This is a genomic window from Asticcacaulis sp. AC402 (genome assembly GCF_000495835.1).
Classification (GTDB): Bacteria; Pseudomonadota; Alphaproteobacteria; order Caulobacterales; family Caulobacteraceae; genus Asticcacaulis.
Genome location: NZ_AWGC01000001.1, coordinates 154,337 through 172,427, shown reverse-complemented (window position 1 = coordinate 172,427; position 18,091 = coordinate 154,337). Strand labels below are relative to the sequence as shown.

Below are 18,091 nucleotides of genomic sequence, written 5' to 3'. Positions count from 1 at the left end.
GGGAAACGCACGTAACCTGTCCGTTCCGTACCACCGAAAAAGGGCCTGCCGCCTGTAAACTGGGGCCAGCCCTCCTTCACAGAGATACGGACATGTCGGACACAGCAGCGCTCCCCAAAAGCCGGGACAGCCATTTCTTCCTCTTTCTGATGGTCGTCATCTGGATCGGCATGTTTGCCGGTTTTGGCGGCGACATCGCCAAAAAATACGAACGGATGCAGGGCCTTCACTATCCACTGATAGTCCATATCCATGCCGCTGCCTATGTAGGCTGGATGGTGCTGCAAACCGTGCAGATCCTGCTCATTCGTGCCGGAAAATACTCGCTGCATAAACTCTTCGGCAGCTTTGGCATATTGTTGCTCATGTTCATGTTGATTGTCGGCCCGTGGGCGGAGATCGATTTCGAGCGCCGCGCCCTGGGAACGTCTGGCGCGAAAACTGCCTTCATGGTCATCGCCATGGCTGGCGTAGTCATGTTCGGCGTCCTGGCATCCGCCGCCATTGTCCTGCGCGCCAACGCGCAAGCGCACAAGCGCCTGATGATGCTGGCCCTGATATCCATCACCACGGCCGGCTATGGCCGTTGGCTGACCGGCCCCATTCTCGGCCTGCTGGAGAGCGTTGGTCTTTCGTTCAACTTCACAACCTTCTGGTTGGCCTTCAACGCCGCCCCGATCGTCCTGACCCTGATGATGGCAGTGCGCGACCTTATGCATCTTGGCCGCCTGGTACCCGCCTTCGTGTGGGGAGCGGTCTTCATGACGGCCGTGCAGGTGGCGTCTTGCTGGGTCTATTTCTGGCCGGCGTGGAAATCCATAGCGGAGCAGTGGCTGACCGGGTAGGGCGACGAAGCGCTTATCTCATCAGTATTTCCATTTGTAATCGATTACACTTTATGCTTACCTCCCGAGTCAAAATCCGCAGCCTAAGCGGCGGCTCCTCGGGAGGGAACCTTGACAACCGATACCTCAATTTCCGCGACAAAAGGCAATGGCGGTCTGTTCGCCATGTCCTTCGCCGCCATTACGGCGACGTCCTTCTGCTTTATTCTGCGCGCCCTGGTTATTGGGCACTGGGGGACCGAATTCGGCCTCAGCGAGACCCAGAAGGGTGAACTGGCCGGGGTTGGCCTGTGGCCCTTCGCCATCTCGATCGTCCTGATCTCGCTGGTCATCGATAAGGTCGGGTTCAAGCTGACCTACTGGTTTGCCGCTATCTGTCACGTCGTCGGCCTGGGTTTGCTGTTTATGGCGGACGGCTACTGGATGCTTTATATCGGCACCTTCATCATGGCGCTGGGCAATGGAGCGGTCGAAGCCGCCGCCAACCCGCTGATCGCCACGGTCTACAGCCATGACAAGCCGAAATGGCTGAACCGGCTGCATGCCGGTTGGCCAGGCGGCATGATTCTCGGCGGACTCCTGGCCATGGCCCTGGGTTATTTTGCCCCGGAAGCCGGCTGGCGCGTTACGGTTGGACTGATGATCATCCCGATCCTGGTCTATACTTTCCTGCTGCTCGCACAAAAATTCCCCGTCAGCGAACGCGTTGCCCATGGCGTCTCCTACCGCACCATGCTGGGCGAGGCCGGCTTTGTCTCGGCCTTTATCCTGTCGTCCCTGATCATGCTGGAAATCGGCCGCGTCTTCTCGCTGCCGCCGGTTGCGACCTTCGGCGCCGTCGCTGTCCTGACCCTGATCTACGCCTTTTTCGCGCGTGCACCGGGCCGCCCGCTATTCATCCTGCTCCTGCTGCTGATGATGCCGCTGGCGGTGACCGAACTGGCGACCGACAGCTGGATTTCGGAGCTGATGGGGCCGGAAATGCAAAAGATCGGCCTCGCCGCCGGCTGGGTGCTGATCTACACCAACCTGATCGTCTTCGTGATCCGCATCTTCGCTGGTACGCTGATCGAAAAGTTCAAGCCGCTGGGGGTGCTGGCCTTCGCGTCGGCCCTGGCCGCTGTCGGCATCTTTATGATGGCCGGCGCGACCGGTCCGGCCATTCTGGCTGCAGCGACGCTTTACGGCATTGGCAAGAGCTTCTTCTGGGGCACCAGCATGGCTGTGGCGTCTGAACAGTTCCCCAAGGCGGGTGCCGTCGGCATCAATATGTTTGGCGGCGCCGGCATGCTGGCCGCTGGTATCCTGGGCACGGTCCTTCTGGGCGCCACCCAGGACTCTTCGACTCGCGAAGGCCTGAAGCGCCACGACGAAGCCCAGGGCACCGCCCTGACAGCCACCTATCTGACCCAGGAAAAGGTCAGCATTTTCGGCCGCTACCCGGCTCTGGACGAGGCCAAGGTCGCCGCGGCACCAGACGCCGACAAGGCGGTCTTCACCGAACTTTCGGTCACAGCCAAGAAGGACGCGTTGAAGGAAATGGCCCTTCTGCCGCTCTTCACTCTGCTGGTCTATCTGGGCCTGATCTTCTGGTTCCGTTCTCGTGGCGGCTACAAGCCGGTGGTTTTGGGTGAAAAGAAGGATGACTAAGCCACTGCGCATGGGTTTGGCCGGCGGCGGCCCGGGATCTTTCATCGGCGCCGTCCACGTCATGGCAGCTCAGCTGGATCGCCGGATCGTCCTGGCCGGTGGCGTCTTCAGTCGCGATCCGGTCAAGTCGGCGGAAGGTGCTGCGGCCTATGGCGTAAAATCCTGGCCCAGCATCGACGCCATGCTGAGTTCCGGCGAGGTCGACTTTGTCTGCGTCGCCACGCCCAACGATTCGCATTTCGCCATCGCACAAAAAGCCCTGACCTCGGGCGTCCACGTCATGAGCGACAAGCCGGCGACCCTGACTCTGGCAGAAGCCAAGTCGCTGCGCGACATCGTCCGCGCCACCGGCAGACAGTATGGCCTGACCCATACCTACACCGGCTACCCGCTGGTGCGTGAGGCCAGGCAACTGGTCGCCGACGGTGTGCTGGGCAAGGTGCGGAAGATCGTCGTTGAATACAGCCAGGGATGGTTGACGCAGGCCGTGTCCAACAAACAGGCCGACTGGCGCACCGACCCGTCGCGTTCCGGCCTGGGCGGCTGTTCCGGCGACATCGGGACCCACGCCTTCCAGCTGGCCGAGTTCGTCTCGGGTCTCAAGGCGACCGAGCTGTATGCCGACCTTGGCCGTGTAGTCCCGGGCCGGGCGCTCGATGATGATTGCAACATCCTGCTGCGCTATGACAACGGTGCCCGCGGGGTGCTTATCGCCTCCCAGATCGCCGCCGGCGACCGTAACGGCTTACGTTTACGGGTCTACGGCGAAACCGGCGGTCTCGACTGGCGTCAGGAGACCCCCAACACCCTGACGCTTAACCGGCATGACGGGCCGACAGAGGTACGTCATGCCGGCTCTCCTTATTTGCTGCCCGTAGCCCAGGCGGGCACGCGTCTGCCCGCCGGCCATCCCGAAGGCTACGTCGAAGCCTTCGCCAATCTCTACAAAGATTTCGCCAACCAGATTATGATCGGCCGGGCCACCCTGGTTCCGGGCATCGAGGACGGCGTCCGCGGCATGGCCTTTGTCACCGCCGCAGTGCAATCTAGCGACCGGCGTCAATGGCTGGCCCTGAAAGACCTGATATGACCAAACTGACCAATCTCAAAGGCCCGGCCATCTTCCTGGCCCAGTTCATCGGCGACAACCCGCCGTTCAACCGACTCGACACCATGGCGAAGTGGGCGGCCGGCCTTGGCTATCGTGGCCTGCAGATCCCGACCTCGACGCCACATATCTTCGACCTGGAACAGGCAGCCGCGTCCCAGACCTATTGCGACGACGTCAAGGGCATGCTGGCCTCGCACGGCCTGGAAGTGACCGAACTGTCGACCCACCTGCAGGGGCAACTGGTCGCCGTTCACCCGGCCTATGATCTTTTGTTCGACGGTTTCGCGCCCCTGGCCTATCAGGGCAAGCCGAAAGAGCGCCAGGCCTGGGCGGTGGAACAACTGAAGCTGGCCGCCAAAGCGTCGCAACGCCTGGGCCTGAAGGCCCACGCCACCTTCTCAGGTGCCTTGGCCTGGCCTTATTTTTATCCGTGGCCGCAACGCCCGGCGGGCCTGGTCGAGGAGGCCTTTGCCGAACTGGGCCGGCGCTGGCGTCCAATTCTCAATGCCTTCGACGCCGCGGGTGTCGACTGCTGCTATGAGATCCATCCGGGTGAAGACCTGCACGACGGTGCGACGTTCGAGCGTTTTTTGGTCGAGGTCGGCAACCATCCGCGCGCCAACATCCTGTTCGACCCCAGCCACTTCGTGCTGCAGCAGCTCGACTATCTCAGCTATATCGACATCTATCACGATCGCATCAAGATGTTCCACGTCAAGGACGCCGAATTCCTGCCGAACGGCCGCTCGGGCGTTTATGGCGGCTACCAGGGCTGGGTCGACCGTCCGGGCCGGTTCCGTAGCCTGGGTGACGGTCAGGTCGACTTCAAGGGCATCTTCTCCAAGCTGGCGGGTTATGGCTATGAGGGCTGGGCTGTGCTGGAGTGGGAATGTTGCCTCAAGCATCCGGAAGACGGTGCGCGCGAAGGTGCTACCTTCATCCGCGACCACATCATCCACGTCACCGAAAAAGCCTTCGACGACTTCGCCGGCGGCAAGAAGTCGGGCGACTTCAACCTGCGTGTGCTGGGGCTGAAGGACTAACAGGAAGAGGCGCGGTTTGCGCTGTTTCCCTCTCCGCACCTGAGGGGAGAGGGATGCCCAGAGGGCAGGGTGAGGGGTTGTTTCCGCTCGCACGGGCTGTCGTGGATATACCCCTCACCCCAACCCTCTCCCCTTCAACGGGGAGAGGGAGATAAAGACGACCTTTACTGCTTGGGATTTCGTCATGGACACTCTGCGCCGCTCGCTGCTCCTTTCGCCCCTGGCCCTGACGGCAGGCGCCGCTGTGGCTCAGACCGCCGCGCCGGAAGTCGCCACCCCAAAGCCGATCGCGTGGCCGACGCCGGCGACGACGATCGACCTTTGGCCGACGCCCCCTAAAGGTCCGGCGCTAACAGAAATCGTCGAAGAGGTCTCGACCGACCCCGCCATCCGCCTGCGCCGCGTACAGGGCATCTCCACGCCGCGGCTGGCCGTCTTCCCGGCGAAAAATCCGAATGGCGGGGCCATGCTGATCATCCCGGGTGGCGGCTTTAGTTGGAACTATTTCGACCACGAAGGCTATCAACTGGCGGACTTCCTCACCAGCCAGGGCTTTACCTGCTTCGTCCTGTTCTACCGCCTGGCCAATGACGGTTGGAACAACCGCGCCGAGATCGGCCTGATCGACGCCCAGCGCGCCATGCGGGTCATCCGTCACCATGCCGCCACCTTCAAAATCGATCCGGCCCGTGTCGGTGTCACGGGTTTCAGCGCTGGCGGCTTTATCACCGCCTCGCTGTCCACCCGCCATGCCCAGAACCTCTATCCCGCTGTTGACGGCGCCGATAAACTGGACGCCCGCCCGTTTGCCTCAGCACCCATCTACCCCGTCCTGAGCCTGGATCCCAAGGTCGCCTATGACGGGGTCTTCGGCTCCCTGTTCGGCGGCCCGGCAACACTCGAACAGGTTGCCCGCCACAGTCCGGAACTGAATGTCGACGACCGGACCCCGCCGACCTTCCTGTGCCATGCCGAAGACGATGCGACCGTCCCGGTGGCCAACTCCACCTTGTTCCGTGACGCTTTGAAAGCCAGCAACATCCCGGTCGAGACCCACTTGTTCGCCCGCGGCGGCCATGGTTTCGGCATGAAGCCGGAGCTGGACCAGCCGTGGCATCTCTGGTCGCAGCTTCTGGCGGCCTTCCTGAACCGCGAAGGGCTGGCCGGATGACGAAGCTTACCGCCCTGCTGGTCTGTGCTGCTTTGGTGTCGTGCCAGTCGCCGAAACTGGACCTGTCGGCCGATCGTTCCGGCGCAGATTGGCCCGTCTATCACGGCAACCCGCACGGCACCCACTATTCGACTCTGGACCAGATCAATACAGACAACGTCAAGAACCTGAAGGTCGCCTGGCGCTTCGAGTCCGGCGACGGCTTCCAGGGCGGCGACATGCAAGGCAACCCGATGATCGTCCGCGGGCGGCTATTCTTCGTCTCGCCCAAGGGCCGCCTGTTCTGCCTCGATGCCGAGACGGGGAAGCAGACCTGGGTGTTTGACCCCGCCTATGGCGAGCCGGTCACGCGCGCCCGCCTGCGCGGCCTGGCCTACTGGACCGACGGCCGCGAAGAACGCATACTCTTCACCTTCCGCAATCAGCTGATCGCCGTCGATGTCGCCACCGGCAAGCCGTTCCATACCTTTGGCACCAAAGGTGCCGTCGACCTGCGACAGAATCTCGACCGCGATCCCAACAGCGTTTCGGTCAATGTCGTCTCACCAGGTGTGGTCTACAGGGACCTGATTGTCATTGGCAGCACGGGTAATACGCCCGGCCATGTCCGCGCCTATGACGTCCGCACCGGCAAGCTGAGCTGGACCTTCCGCACCATCCCGCATCCCGGCGAATTCGGTTATGAAACCTGGCCCGAGGACGCCTGGAAGACCGCCATGGGCGCCAATGCTTGGTCGGGCTTCACCCTCGATCCGGAACGCGGCATCGTCTACCTGCCCCTGGCCTCGGCTGGTATGGGCGACAAGGACTTTTACGGCGCCGACCGCCACGGCGATAACCTGTTCGGCACGTCGATCGTTGCGCTGAACGCCAGGACCGGCAAGCGCCTGTGGCACTTCCAACTGGTCAAACACGACCTGTGGGATCGTGATCCACCGACCCCGCCGACCCTGGTCACCGTGCGCCGCGACGGCAAGGATATCCCGGCCCTGGCCCAGATCACCAAGGCCGGCGTCGTCTGGGTGCTGGACCGGACCACAGGCGAGAGCCTGTACCCGATCCGGGACATTCCCGGCCTGCCTTCGACCGTGCCGGGTGAAGAGGCCGCTGCGACCCAGCGTCTGCCGGCAGCACCCGAACCGTTTGCGCGCCAGCGCCTGACCGAGGATATGCTGACGCGGCGCACACCCGCCGCCAACGCGGCAGCGCGGGCGCATCTGGCGAAATCCAGCAATCGCGGTGCCTTCGATCCGCCGTCGCTGCAAGGGACGATCCTGTTTCCGGGGATGGATGGCGGCGGCGAATATGGCGGCGCGGCCTGGGATCCGGACAGCGGCGTGCTATACATCAACGCCAATGAGATGGCCTGGACGATGAAGCTCAAGCCGCGCGTAAAAGCGGCCAACGGCGAGGTCTCGGGTGCCGCCGTCTATGCCAATGTTTGCGCGTCGTGTCATGGCGACGACCGCAAGGGCAGCCCGCCGGAATTCCCGGCCGTCTTCGGCGTGTCGAAGCGGCTGACGCCTGACCAGATCACCAAACAGGTCCGCGATGGGGCCGGCCGGATGCCGGCCTTCGGCGCCGCCCTGAGCCCCGAGGAACTGACTGCGGTCGTGGCCTATATCAGCGACGACACGGCGAAACCGGCGCCGGAATACCCGTCGACGGCGGAGGATGACTATGCTTTTGACGGCTATCACCGCTTCCTCGATCCGGACGGTTATCCGGCGGTCGCCCCGCCGTGGGGGACTCTGAACGCCATGGATCTGAACACCGGGCAATATCTGTGGCGGATTCCGTTCGGCGAATATCCTGAACTGGCTGACAAGACGACCGGTAGCGAAAACTATGGCGGTGCTGTGGTCACAAAGGGCGGGCTGCTCTTCATCGGCGCCACTATCTTCGACAACAAGTTCCGCGCCTTCGACAAGACGACCGGCAAGCTGTTGTGGGAGACGACCATGCCGACCTCCAGTATCGCGACCCCGGCGACCTATTCGGTGGGCGGTAAGCAGTATGTCGCGGTGGCGGCCGGCGGCGGCAAGAATCCCAAGGTCAAGCCCGGCGGCGAGATCATCGTCTACAGCTTGCCGTAAGTTCCAATCCTCCCCCGCTCGCGGGGGAGGTGCTGAGCAAGCGAAGGCAAAGCCGTAGTGCGTCGAAGCGGAGGGGGAGCCGGAAGCTCGGAACCTGTAACGCCCCGTCCGTCTCGACGCGCTTCGCCCAAGAGGGCTCGCTTGCTCGACACCTCCCCCGTAAACGGTGGAGGATAAAGAGCTGTAACCTTCTTCTTCACCCCGTCGTATTACCCTGAAGGCAACAGGGACCACGGCCATGGCGATCAGCAGCGACTATCCTCAACCGGTTTACGTCAATGGGTTCAGTTGCAAGAACTGCACGGACGTTGAGAATGCCAGGAAGCATATCGACCCGGCGCATCCGAAATCCGGCCCGTTCGGCGTCAATGCCGATACCGATCCGTCGCGCAACCAGGCCGTTACACTGGGTGGCCGGCTGAGCAGTCTGGAGGCGTCATCCTCGTCCGCGTCGGCTACGTCACTGCAAGCCGCAGAGCCCGGACGCCGGCTTAACGTCACGGCTTGATTTACCTGGGCGCCGCCGTGCTGTCGCGCACAACCAGCTGATACGGCAGGGTCAGGTTGACCCGCTCGGTCACCCGGCCTTCGATAATCCCGATCAGCAGTTCGACGGTTTCGCGGCCGATTTCGTGCATCGGCTGGCGTACCGTCGTCAGGGCTGGCCAGGTATAGGGCGCCATGTGGATATCATCGAAGCCGATCACGGAAACGTCGTCCGGACAATGCAGGCCCGCCTGCCGAAGCGCCGACATCGCGCCGATCGCCATCTCATCGCTGAAACAGAAGATGGCGGTCGGCCTTTCGCCCTTCAGCGCCTCGACCGTTGCCACCACGCCGCTTCGGATCGAGAAATCGCCGGTGAAGACATCGACAGTTCCGCCATGGCGCGCCGCCGCGGCCTGCACACCGGCCAGGCGGTGGCGGCTGATCGGCCGGTCAATGGCGCCAGTAATCACGCTGATGCGGCGGTGACCCAGGTCGTAGAGATGGTCCATGGCCTCGGCGGCGGCGGCATGGTTGTCGATATGGACGCTGCTGACCGTCAGGTCCTCGCTGAATTCGCAGCCATTGACCACCGGCGCGCCCGGACGTTCGACCAAGCTGGACAGCGCGGGCGGCAAGGCCTCGCCCAGGAAGATCAAACCGTCGGCTTCCTTGCGCTTGAGCATGCCGGCATAGGCTTCTTCACTGTCGGTATTGGTACCGGTGTCGCCCAGCAGGACGGCGTAGCCGGCGGCGTGGGCAGCTTCCTCGGCGCCGCGGATGATGTTGGCGAAGAAGATGTTGGTAATATCCGGCACGGTCACAATCAGTCGCGACGTCTTCAGCGTCCGGAGTGACTTGGCGGCATAGTTGGGTTCGTAGCCCAGTCTTTCGACCGCGCCGGCGACACGGTCGCGCACCGACGGCGAGACATGGGTGTAGCCGGACAGGACGCGCGACACCGTCGCGGTCGAAACCCCCGCCATACTGGCCACATCCTGAATGGTTGCCATAAGAATCCCCGGAATCAAGCTTGAAATCCTAGGACTTTCCGTGCACGCAATCCAATAAAATCCGCTGGAGCCGCCGATGCGCCTGTTGCTGCTCACCATAATGCTGTTCCCGGTGGCCGCCCAGGCTCAGAATACCGTCGAACCACCCGTCGAAGTCGTTATCCAGGCTAATCGTTTTGCCGTTTATCGCGGGGACCAGGCCTTCTCGGCCGTCGACCTCAGCCGCGCTGATATCAATCGCTCGGCCGCCATTGATCTCAGCCTGAAACGCAGCCTCCAGGCGGCCCTGTTTCGCCGCTCGTCGTCCCTGACTGCCAATCCGACCGTTCAGGGCATGTCCTTGCGCGCTATCGCCCCGTCCGGCGCAGGCCGAGCCCTGGTGACCCTCGACGGCGTGCCGCAGAACGATCCGTTTGGCGGTTGGGTCATCTGGGCTGGCCTGCCCCAGGACGCCCTAAGCGGTGCCCATGTCGTCCGCGGTGCCGGCGGTGGCGCCTATGGCGCCGGCGCCCTGACAGGCGTGATTGACCTCGGACTGACCTCGCCGCGGGCGCAAGACGACTATGTCCGCCTGCAGTTCAGCGAGCGCGGCAGTCATCAGGTGGCGCTGGGCGGGGCGGCAGGTGATGTCAGCCTGCATTATACCGTTCAAACCCTGAACGGCGATCCGGCGGTTCACGAACCGCAGCGCGGCGCGGCCGACCGACCGACCTTCGGCGAAGATACGGCAATCCTGGCCAATTATCGCCGTGAGATCTGTCCCGGCGTCTGTGGCCAACTCGACCTGCTGGCCGGTCACTACGACAGCCGCCGCGATACCGGCCTGGACGGCGCCGTTGCCAAGTCCACCGGCGACAACCTGTCGGCTGGCTTTACCCGCCCGGCAACTGACGAGCACAACGGCGTCCGCTTTCAGGTCTGGCACCGCACTTCGGACCTGGCCAACCGTTCGGTGTCGGTCGGCGCGGGGAGGGCGACCACCTCCCTGGCCAACGACCAGGTGGCGACTCCCGCCTCTGGCACGGGTTTCCTGGCCGCCATCCGTCATCAGAGCCCGGCGCTGGAATGGGAAATCGGTCTTGATGCCCGCTTCAACAAGGGCCGGTCGGAGGAGTATTACCGTTACATATCCGGTGCGCCAACGCGGTTCCGTTTGGCCGGGGGTGAAACTTCCCTGGCTGGCATCTACGGTGAGGCGACCCGCGATTTTGACCGCCTGAGCCTGACCGGCGCTGTGCGCATCGACCAATGGCGAAGCCATGACGGCCATCGCCGCGAGACCGACCTGACCAGCGGGGCTTCGGTGCTCAATCTGCGGCCGGACAGCCGCAGCGACACGGTGGTATCGGCGCGTCTGGGGGCGACCTGGGACGTCACCCCGGGCAAGCTCTTGCGCGCCGCCGTCTATAACGGTTTTCGGCCGCCATCGCTGAACGAACTGTACCGGCCGTTCCGTGTCGGCAATGACGTCACCGAAGCCAATGCTGATCTCAAACCCGAAACCCTGAGCGGGGTCGAGGTCGGGATGCGCAGCCGCCACGTCGATATCGGCTTGTTCTACAATGTGCTGAACGACCCGGTGACCAATGTCACCCTTGGCGTCGGACCGGGCAGCTTCCCGACCGCTGGTTTCATCCCGGCCGGCGGTGTTCTGCGGCAAAGGCAAAACGGCGGCAAGATCACGGCTTACGGGCTGGAGCTGCGCAGTGATTTTTCACTGACACGGCGTGTCTCCATGACTGGGGCGGCAACCTGGACCCATGCCCGAACCGGGGAGGGGCGCCGCCCTGCCCAGGCGCCGGATTACAGCGCAGCGATCGGCATCGACGCTGACCTGGCACCGGTGCGGCTGTCGGCCGATGTGGTGTTCGATGGTAAAGCCTTTGAGGACGATCTCAATACCCTTGTGCTGGAACCGTCGCAGCGCCTGGACCTGCGTGCCGATTATGCGCTGACGGATCATTTGACGGTGTCGGGCCGGATCGCCAATGCCCTCGACGGCGATACGCAGATCGCCCGCAGCGGTGACGGAACCATACAATTCGACACCGGCCGCCGCGTTTCCGTGGCCCTGACCTGGCGCCGATAGGCCTGCGGCGATTAGTTACCAAATCGCAAATAGTGTCATCAAGCTGTTAATGATTGAAACTATACCCGGCCGCCAAACGCTTGCAGTTCTTGTTTTGCGCCTGCGGTTCGTACACCCGCTGACCAGCGCCCTGAGCCTTGCCGATTTCCCCAATTGCACGCCGGAACAGGCTGTTCCGGTGAATGCCGTCTCATAAACGGTGCCGGCGGAGCTTTGCCGACACCGTCATGCTTCTCCAAGAAAAGGATCGCCTCTCATGAAGTTTCTGACCCAGCGCCTCGGCGACGACGCCTTTGCCTCCGGCCTGACCCGCGGCACGATCGGCGATACCTCCGTCAACGGATCGGCCCTCAACGGCGCTGGCCAGTCAGGCGCATGGGGCAGCCTGACCGCCGTCACTCGCCAGGCGACCGTGAACGGCGCCCCGGCTGTCACAGCGGCGCCTGTGGCTGAAGCTCCCGCTACGGCAGGACCGATGCGCGCTGGCTCGACCCTGACGGCCGGAGACATCGCCATCGTCTCGATGAATGCCGACACCAACAAGATCTTCGCCTTCGTCGCCCTGGTCGAACTCGAAGCCGGCACGGTAATCAAGTTCACCGATAACGGCTGGCTATCGAGCAATGCCTTCCGCGCAAACGAAGGCATTATCACCTGGACCGCAGGTGGTGCGGTGACCGCCGGCACTGTGGTGACCATCAACACAACTGGCGCTGTCTCCGCCTCGACCGGCACGGTCAGCGAAAGCAACGACGTTAACTTCTCGACGGGCGGCGACCAGATCCTGGCCTATCAAGGCGCCGAGGCTACGCCGACCTTCATCTTTGCCATCAACAACGAAGGCAATACGGTGTGGCAGGCGACGGCAACCGATTCCAACACCTCGGCCCTGCCCACCGGGCTGACCAACGGCACCAACGCTGTGGCGCTGAACGAAGTCGATAATGCCGCCTATAGCGGCATCACCTCGGGCACCAAGGCCGAACTGCTGGCCGCCATCGTCAACCCGGCCAACTGGACGCGCGATGACAACAACAACCTGACCGCCCCGTCCAGCTTTACTGTCGGCGGCGCGACGGTTCCGGCAACGATCTCAATTGATGACGTCACTGTCACCGAAGGCGATTCGGGTACCCAGGTCCTGACCTTTACCGTCACCCGCTCCAACAACACCGGTACCTTCTCGGTCGACTATGCGACCGCAGACGACACGGCCGAAGCCGGCACCGATTATGTCACCGCCTCAGGCACCCTCAACTTCACGGCCGGTGGCGCCCTGACCCAGACCATCAGCGTCACCGTCAACGGCGATACCGATATCGAGCTGGACGAAAGCTTTACGGTCGGACTGTCGAACATCGTCGACACCCTGGGCACGGCCTCGTTCAGCGACGCCAGCGGCATCGGCACCATCACCAATAACGACGTGCCAGGCGCCGGCGACGTCGCCATTTCCGACATCACCGTGGCCGAAGGCAACACCACAAGCACGATCGAAGTTACGGTCACCCGCAGTGGTGGCACGGCGGCCTTCAGCGTCGATTTTGCCACCGCGGACGGCACGGCTGTGTCCTCCTCCGACTATGACTCTGCGACCGGTACGTTGAATTTTGCCGAGAACGAACTGAGCAAGGTCATCTCGATCACGCTCAACGGCGACACCACCTTCGAAGGCACCTCGCCGGAATACTTCTACGTCAATCTGTCGGGCGCCACAGGCACGGCCACCATCATCGATAACCAGGCCACGGTGACCGTTACCGATTCCGACATTCCGGAATCGACCCTGGTGATCAACGAGATCGACTCCGACACGCCGGGCTCGGACGTTGCTGAATTCGTCGAACTGTTCGATGGCGGCGCCGGCAATACTTCGCTCGACGGTTATGTTGTCGTCTTCTACAACGGCTCCAATGACCAGAGTTACGCAGCCTTCGATCTGGACGGCTACACCACCGACGCCAACGGCTATTTCGTCCTCGGCAATACCGCCGTGCCGAATGTCGACCTGACCTTCAATGGCAACGTCCTTCAGAACGGCGCCGACGCGGTCGCCATCTACTGGGGCAACGCCTCGGACTTCCCCAACAACAGCAGCTTTGGCCCGGCCAACACCCTGATCGATGCCATCGTCTATGACACCGACGATACCGACGACACTGGCCTGCTGACGGGCCTCGGTCAAACCACCCAATACAACGAAAATGGCGGCGGCGACGGCACGGCCCACGCCCTGGCCCGCACGCCCAACGGCAGTGGCGAATTTGTCGCGCAAGGACCCACGCCCGGCGTATCGAATGATCCGACGCCGGTCCTGACAGTTGCCATCGCGGCGACCAGCATGTCCGAAAATGGCGGCCTCTCAACCGCCACCGTTACCCGCTCGGGCTCGACGGTAGGCGACCTGGTCGTCACCCTGACCAGCGACGACACCACCGAAGGCACGGTGCCTGTCACAGTCACCATCCTCGACGGCCAGGCCTCGGCCAGCTTCGATGTCACCGCGGTTGACGATGTCGACTTTGACGGCTCCAACACCGTCACGGTAACCGCAACGGCAGCGGGCCACATCGACGGTAGCGATTCGATCGTCGTCACCGATGACGACGCCGCCAATGTCAGCATCGACGACGTTGCCATCACCGAAGGCGATGCCGGCACCACCATCCTGACCTTCACCGTGACGCGCTCGGATAATCTCGGCAGCTTTACGCTTGACTACGCCACGGCTAACGGCACCGCTTCGGCCGGCAGCGACTATGTCGCGGCCTCGGGCGGCCTGAACTTTGCCGCCGGCGGCGATCTGACCCAGACCATCAGCGTCACCATCAACGGTGACCTGTCGGCCGAGGTCAATGAAACCTTCACCGTCAACCTGTCGAACCTGGTTTCGACGCAAGGCGGCGCGGTCATCGCCGACGGCACCGGTACCGGCACCATCGAGAACGACGACGTCAACTACATCCACGAGATTCAGGGCACGGCCTTCTTCTCGCCGATCCTGGCCGATGCCGGTATCTCGTCCTACAATGTCCAGTCGATCACCACGGTCACCATCGAAGCCGTTGTTACAGCGATCGACAATGCCGGCGCGCTTCAGGGCTTCTTCGTGATGGAAGAAGAACTGGATTGGGATCTCGACTGGCATACGTCGGAAGGCATCTTCGTCATGACCCGCAACGACGCCAACAGCGGCACGGCCGTTGATACCGCCGCCCCCGGGCTGGAAATCGGCGAAATCGTCCAGGTCACCGCCTATGTCATCGAATACCAGACCTTCGAGAACCTGCCGCGCACCTTCCTGACCGGCGCGACCGCCATCATTCAGTCGAACACCATTACCCAGGTGCCGACCTGGGTTCTGGACGGCAGTGCCAACCGCGCCATCCCGAACGGAACCCTCAGCGACGACAACCCCGACTTCACCGATGCCTTCGACGGCGTTGGCGACACCTTCGACGCTGAAAACGACGCGCTCGACTTCTTCGAGACGATTGAAGGCATGCACGTCACCATCCCCGACATGGTGGTCTCCGATGGCTTTGTCGAAGGTTCCAACAATGAGGTCCGCTTCAAGGCCTATTCCGAAGCCAACGCCAATGCCGACCAGATCAATGAACGCGGCGGCTACACCATCAACGGCGACCCGCTGCTGTCGGGTCCGGACACCACCGAGACCGGCGACGACGTCGAGTACGGCGGCAGCGTCAACACCGATGGCGACACCAACCCCGACATCGTCGAGCTCGACTTCTCCGGCGCCGGCATCGGCGGTACGGCCGGCTACCACAATCAGCTCGATATGGGTGACGCCCTGGGCGACATCTCGGGCGTAATCGACTTCGACTTCACCGAGGTCAAGCTGTACGTCACCGAAGGTCCCTCGGCGCAAGCCGTTGAAGACCTGGCGGAAACCACGCCGCAACAGGATGTCACCAACCTGGTCCACGACGCGCGGTCCTTGAGGGTCTCGACTTTCAACGTCGAAAACCTGGCCGGTAACGACGCCCAGTCACGTTTCGATGCCATCGCCGCGGCCATCAACGATAACCTGTTGTCGCCCGACATCATTTGTATCGAAGAAGTCCAGGACAATAATGGCGCCACCAATGACGGCACCGTCGACGCCTCGACGACCTGGACGCGTCTGGTCGAAGCCCTGAACCTGGCCACCGGCAAGACCTACCAGTGGGTCGACGAACTGCCGTCGAACGGCGCCGAAGGTGGACAACCGGGTGGCAATATCCGCGTCGGCTTCCTTTACGACACGGGCCGCGTCCAACTGGGTAATCTGGCCGCCGATGCCACCATTACTGAGCGCCGCGCCTATACCGACCGCATCGGCGACGGTGTGCGCACCTCGGGCGACCTGATCGCCTACACCGACGCTGATGTGGCCGGCGAGATCAATTCGGCCGACTGGACCACGACGCGCAAGTCGCTGATGGCCGAATTCACCTTCAACGGCAACACCGTCTACGTCACCGCCAACCACTTCCCGTCCAAGGGCGGTTCCGACAATTTCTGGGAACTGGACCAGAACAACAGCAACGGCAACCCAACCAACAGCGACTGGGCCCAGCGCAACGAAGTCGCCGAAGACGTCTGGTCGGTGCTCGACTACATCGCCGATCATAACGCCGACGCCCGCCTGATCGAAGGCGGAGACTTCAACGACTTCTACTTCTATCGCCCGATGGAAGTCGCCACCGGCTCAGTCGATGCCGACGGTGTGGCGCGCGCCGGCTCCGAAACCCGCCTGGTCAACCTGACGGTGTCGGAACTGGCGCCGGGTGAACGCTATACCTACGCCTTCGACGGCCGCAGCCAGGCCATCGACCACATCCTCAGCGACGAAGAACTGGCGGCCGTCGCCGACTACGACATCGTCCACCTCAACACCGGCTACAACGGACGCACCGGCGCAACCAACCCGGCCATCTCGGACCACGACCCGACCCTGGCGCGCTTTGATTTCCGCAACTTCGGCGAAGTCCTGACCGGCACGACCGGTGCGGATCTGCTGGAAGGCTTCGGCGGCGCCGACTACCTGCTGGGCGGCACCGGCAATGACACGCTGAACGGCGGCCTGGGCAACGATACCGTCACGGTCGATGCTGCCGGCGACATCGTGGTCGAAGCCAGCGGTCAGGGCATCGACACCGTCCTGTCGTCGATCAGTTTCTCGCTGTCCGGCCAGAACATCGAAAATCTGGGTCTGACCGGTTCGGCCGACATCAATGCGACCGGCAATGGTTCGTTCAACGCGCTGACCGGAAACGCCGGCAGCAATCTGATCGATGGCGGCTCGGGCGCTGATACCATGACCGGCGGAGCGGGCAATGACACCTATGTCGTCGGCGCAACCAGCGACGTCGTCATTGAAGCCGCGGCGGAAGGCAGTGACACGGTGCGGTCGTCCGTGACCTTTACCCTGGCTGCCAACCTCGAAAACCTCGTCCTGACGGGCCTTGGCAACATCAAGGGCACGGGCAACGGGCTCAACAACACGCTGACCGGCAATGACGGCATCAATACGCTGTCGGGCGGCGCCGGTGACGACACCTATTACGTCCAGACCGCGGGCGACGCTGTCTCCGAAGCCACCGGCGAAGGCGCTGACCTGGTCGTCGCATCGGTCAATTTCAGCCTGTCGGGCAGCCAGCTCGAGACCCTGACCCTGACCGGTTCGGCTCTGAACGGCACCGGCAACGGCCTGGCCAACACGATCACCGGCAATGCCAGCAACAACCTGCTGGACGGCGGTACGGGCGTCGACAGCCTGATCGGTGGCGCGGGCGACGACACCTATGTCGTCAACACCACCGGCGATGTCGTCACCGAAAACGCCGGCGAAGGCAGCGACACAGTTCTTGCTTCGGCGACCTTTACCCTGAGCGCCGAGGTCGAGCACCTGACCCTGACCGGAACGGGCAACACCAAGGCCACCGGCAACGCCCTTGGCAATATCCTGACCGGCAACAGCGGTACCAACATCCTGACCGGCCTGGGTGGCAATGACACCTACTACGTGCAGAACACGGCCGACAACGTCGTGGAAGCCATCGGCGAGGGCACGGACATCATCTTCTCGACCGTGTCATACAGCCTTACCGGCCGTTACGTTGAAACCCTGACCCTGACGGGCACGGACAACATCAACGCGACGGGCAATGGCCAGGTCAACACCCTGGTCGGCAATGCCGGCAACAATACGCTGAATGGCGGTGGCGGTGCTGACATCCTGACCGGTGGGTTGGGATCGGACCTGTTCCTGTTCGGCCTGAACAGCCGTGCCGACACGATTACCGACTTCACCACAGACGACACGATCGACATCAGCGCCTATACACTGGGTACGGAGAACTCGGCCCTGGTCACGCAAGTCGGCGGCAATACGGTTATCAACCTGGGCGGTGGCAACGTCATTACTTTGACCAGCGCCAACCAGGCTGATGTCTTGGCTCACATCGTCTGGTAAGCGGACAGTCTTTGCGAAACTGTGACGCCCGGCGCAACCCGCCGGGCGTCTTCTTTTTGACGCTGTGATTTGACAAAGGCTCCGGCGCACGTTTATGGAGAAATTG

10 protein-coding genes are annotated in these 18,091 nt (G+C 62.8%); 9 read left to right on the top strand and 1 reads right to left on the bottom strand.

Annotation, left to right across the window (positions count from 1 at the left end):
* The first annotated feature begins 92 nt into the window (after nucleotides 1–92).
* The 7 genes from ABAC402_RS21895 (at nucleotide 93) to ABAC402_RS21865 (ending at nucleotide 8,424) form a co-directional block, all read left to right on the top strand.
* The gene (locus tag ABAC402_RS21895; protein WP_023447754.1) at nucleotides 93–845 is read left to right on the top strand and encodes a hypothetical protein; all 753 of its coding nucleotides are present in this window, start codon (nucleotides 93–95) and stop codon (nucleotides 843–845) included.
* Between the two features lie 111 nt (nucleotides 846–956).
* Nucleotides 957–2,495 carry a sugar MFS transporter gene (locus tag ABAC402_RS21890; RefSeq protein WP_023447753.1) on the top strand — a complete coding sequence of 513 codons (1,539 nt, stop codon included), beginning with the start codon at nucleotides 957–959 and terminating at the stop codon, nucleotides 2,493–2,495.
* Nucleotides 2,488–3,585 carry a Gfo/Idh/MocA family protein gene (locus tag ABAC402_RS21885; protein WP_031235012.1) on the top strand — a complete coding sequence of 366 codons (1,098 nt, stop codon included), beginning with the start codon at nucleotides 2,488–2,490 and terminating at the stop codon, nucleotides 3,583–3,585. Before ABAC402_RS21890 ends, ABAC402_RS21885 begins: the two co-directional genes overlap by 8 nt.
* Nucleotides 3,586–3,590: 5 nt before the next feature.
* Entirely contained in the window at nucleotides 3,591–4,649 is a 1,059-nt protein-coding gene (locus tag ABAC402_RS21880; protein ID WP_155847268.1) for a sugar phosphate isomerase/epimerase, read from the top strand.
* A gap of 184 nt (nucleotides 4,650–4,833) precedes the next feature.
* Nucleotides 4,834–5,820, top strand: a complete 987-nt coding sequence (locus ABAC402_RS21875; RefSeq protein WP_023447750.1) for an alpha/beta hydrolase — start codon at nucleotides 4,834–4,836, stop codon at nucleotides 5,818–5,820.
* Nucleotides 5,817–7,916, top strand: a complete 2,100-nt coding sequence (locus ABAC402_RS21870; RefSeq protein WP_023447749.1) for a PQQ-binding-like beta-propeller repeat protein — start codon at nucleotides 5,817–5,819, stop codon at nucleotides 7,914–7,916. The genes ABAC402_RS21875 and ABAC402_RS21870 overlap by 4 nt, the downstream gene beginning before the upstream one ends.
* A 238-nt stretch (nucleotides 7,917–8,154) precedes the next feature.
* The gene (locus ABAC402_RS21865) at nucleotides 8,155–8,424 is read left to right on the top strand and encodes a hypothetical protein (RefSeq protein ID WP_023447748.1); all 270 of its coding nucleotides are present in this window, start codon (nucleotides 8,155–8,157) and stop codon (nucleotides 8,422–8,424) included.
* A gap of 1 nt (nucleotide 8,425) precedes the next feature.
* Here the strand turns inward: ABAC402_RS21865 and ABAC402_RS21860 are convergent, their stop codons facing one another.
* Nucleotides 8,426–9,415: a LacI family DNA-binding transcriptional regulator gene (locus ABAC402_RS21860; protein ID WP_023447747.1), complete on the bottom strand. Its 990-nt coding sequence runs from the start codon at nucleotides 9,413–9,415 to the stop codon at nucleotides 8,426–8,428.
* 76 nt (nucleotides 9,416–9,491) lie between these two features.
* Between ABAC402_RS21860 and ABAC402_RS21855 the strand changes: the two genes are divergently transcribed.
* The gene (locus tag ABAC402_RS21855; protein WP_023447746.1) at nucleotides 9,492–11,504 is read left to right on the top strand and encodes a TonB-dependent receptor; all 2,013 of its coding nucleotides are present in this window, start codon (nucleotides 9,492–9,494) and stop codon (nucleotides 11,502–11,504) included.
* Between the two features lie 256 nt (nucleotides 11,505–11,760).
* The gene (locus tag ABAC402_RS39050) at nucleotides 11,761–17,985 is read left to right on the top strand and encodes a Calx-beta domain-containing protein (protein WP_023447745.1); all 6,225 of its coding nucleotides are present in this window, start codon (nucleotides 11,761–11,763) and stop codon (nucleotides 17,983–17,985) included.
* Nucleotides 17,986–18,091 lie beyond the last annotated feature (106 nt).

Coding starts and splice junctions, on each gene's coding strand:
- ABAC402_RS21895 (WP_023447754.1), top strand. CDS start 93: ATGTCGGACACAGCAGCGCTCCCCAAAAGCCGGGACAGCCATTTCTTC.
- ABAC402_RS21885 (WP_031235012.1), top strand. CDS start 2,488: ATGACTAAGCCACTGCGCATGGGTTTGGCCGGCGGCGGCCCGGGATCT.
- ABAC402_RS21875 (WP_023447750.1), top strand. CDS start 4,834: ATGGACACTCTGCGCCGCTCGCTGCTCCTTTCGCCCCTGGCCCTGACG.
- ABAC402_RS21870 (WP_023447749.1), top strand. CDS start 5,817: ATGACGAAGCTTACCGCCCTGCTGGTCTGTGCTGCTTTGGTGTCGTGC.
- ABAC402_RS21865 (WP_023447748.1), top strand. CDS start 8,155: ATGGCGATCAGCAGCGACTATCCTCAACCGGTTTACGTCAATGGGTTC.
- ABAC402_RS21860 (WP_023447747.1), bottom strand. CDS start 9,415: ATGGCAACCATTCAGGATGTGGCCAGTATGGCGGGGGTTTCGACCGCG.
- ABAC402_RS21855 (WP_023447746.1), top strand. CDS start 9,492: ATGCGCCTGTTGCTGCTCACCATAATGCTGTTCCCGGTGGCCGCCCAG.
- ABAC402_RS39050 (WP_023447745.1), top strand. CDS start 11,761: ATGAAGTTTCTGACCCAGCGCCTCGGCGACGACGCCTTTGCCTCCGGC.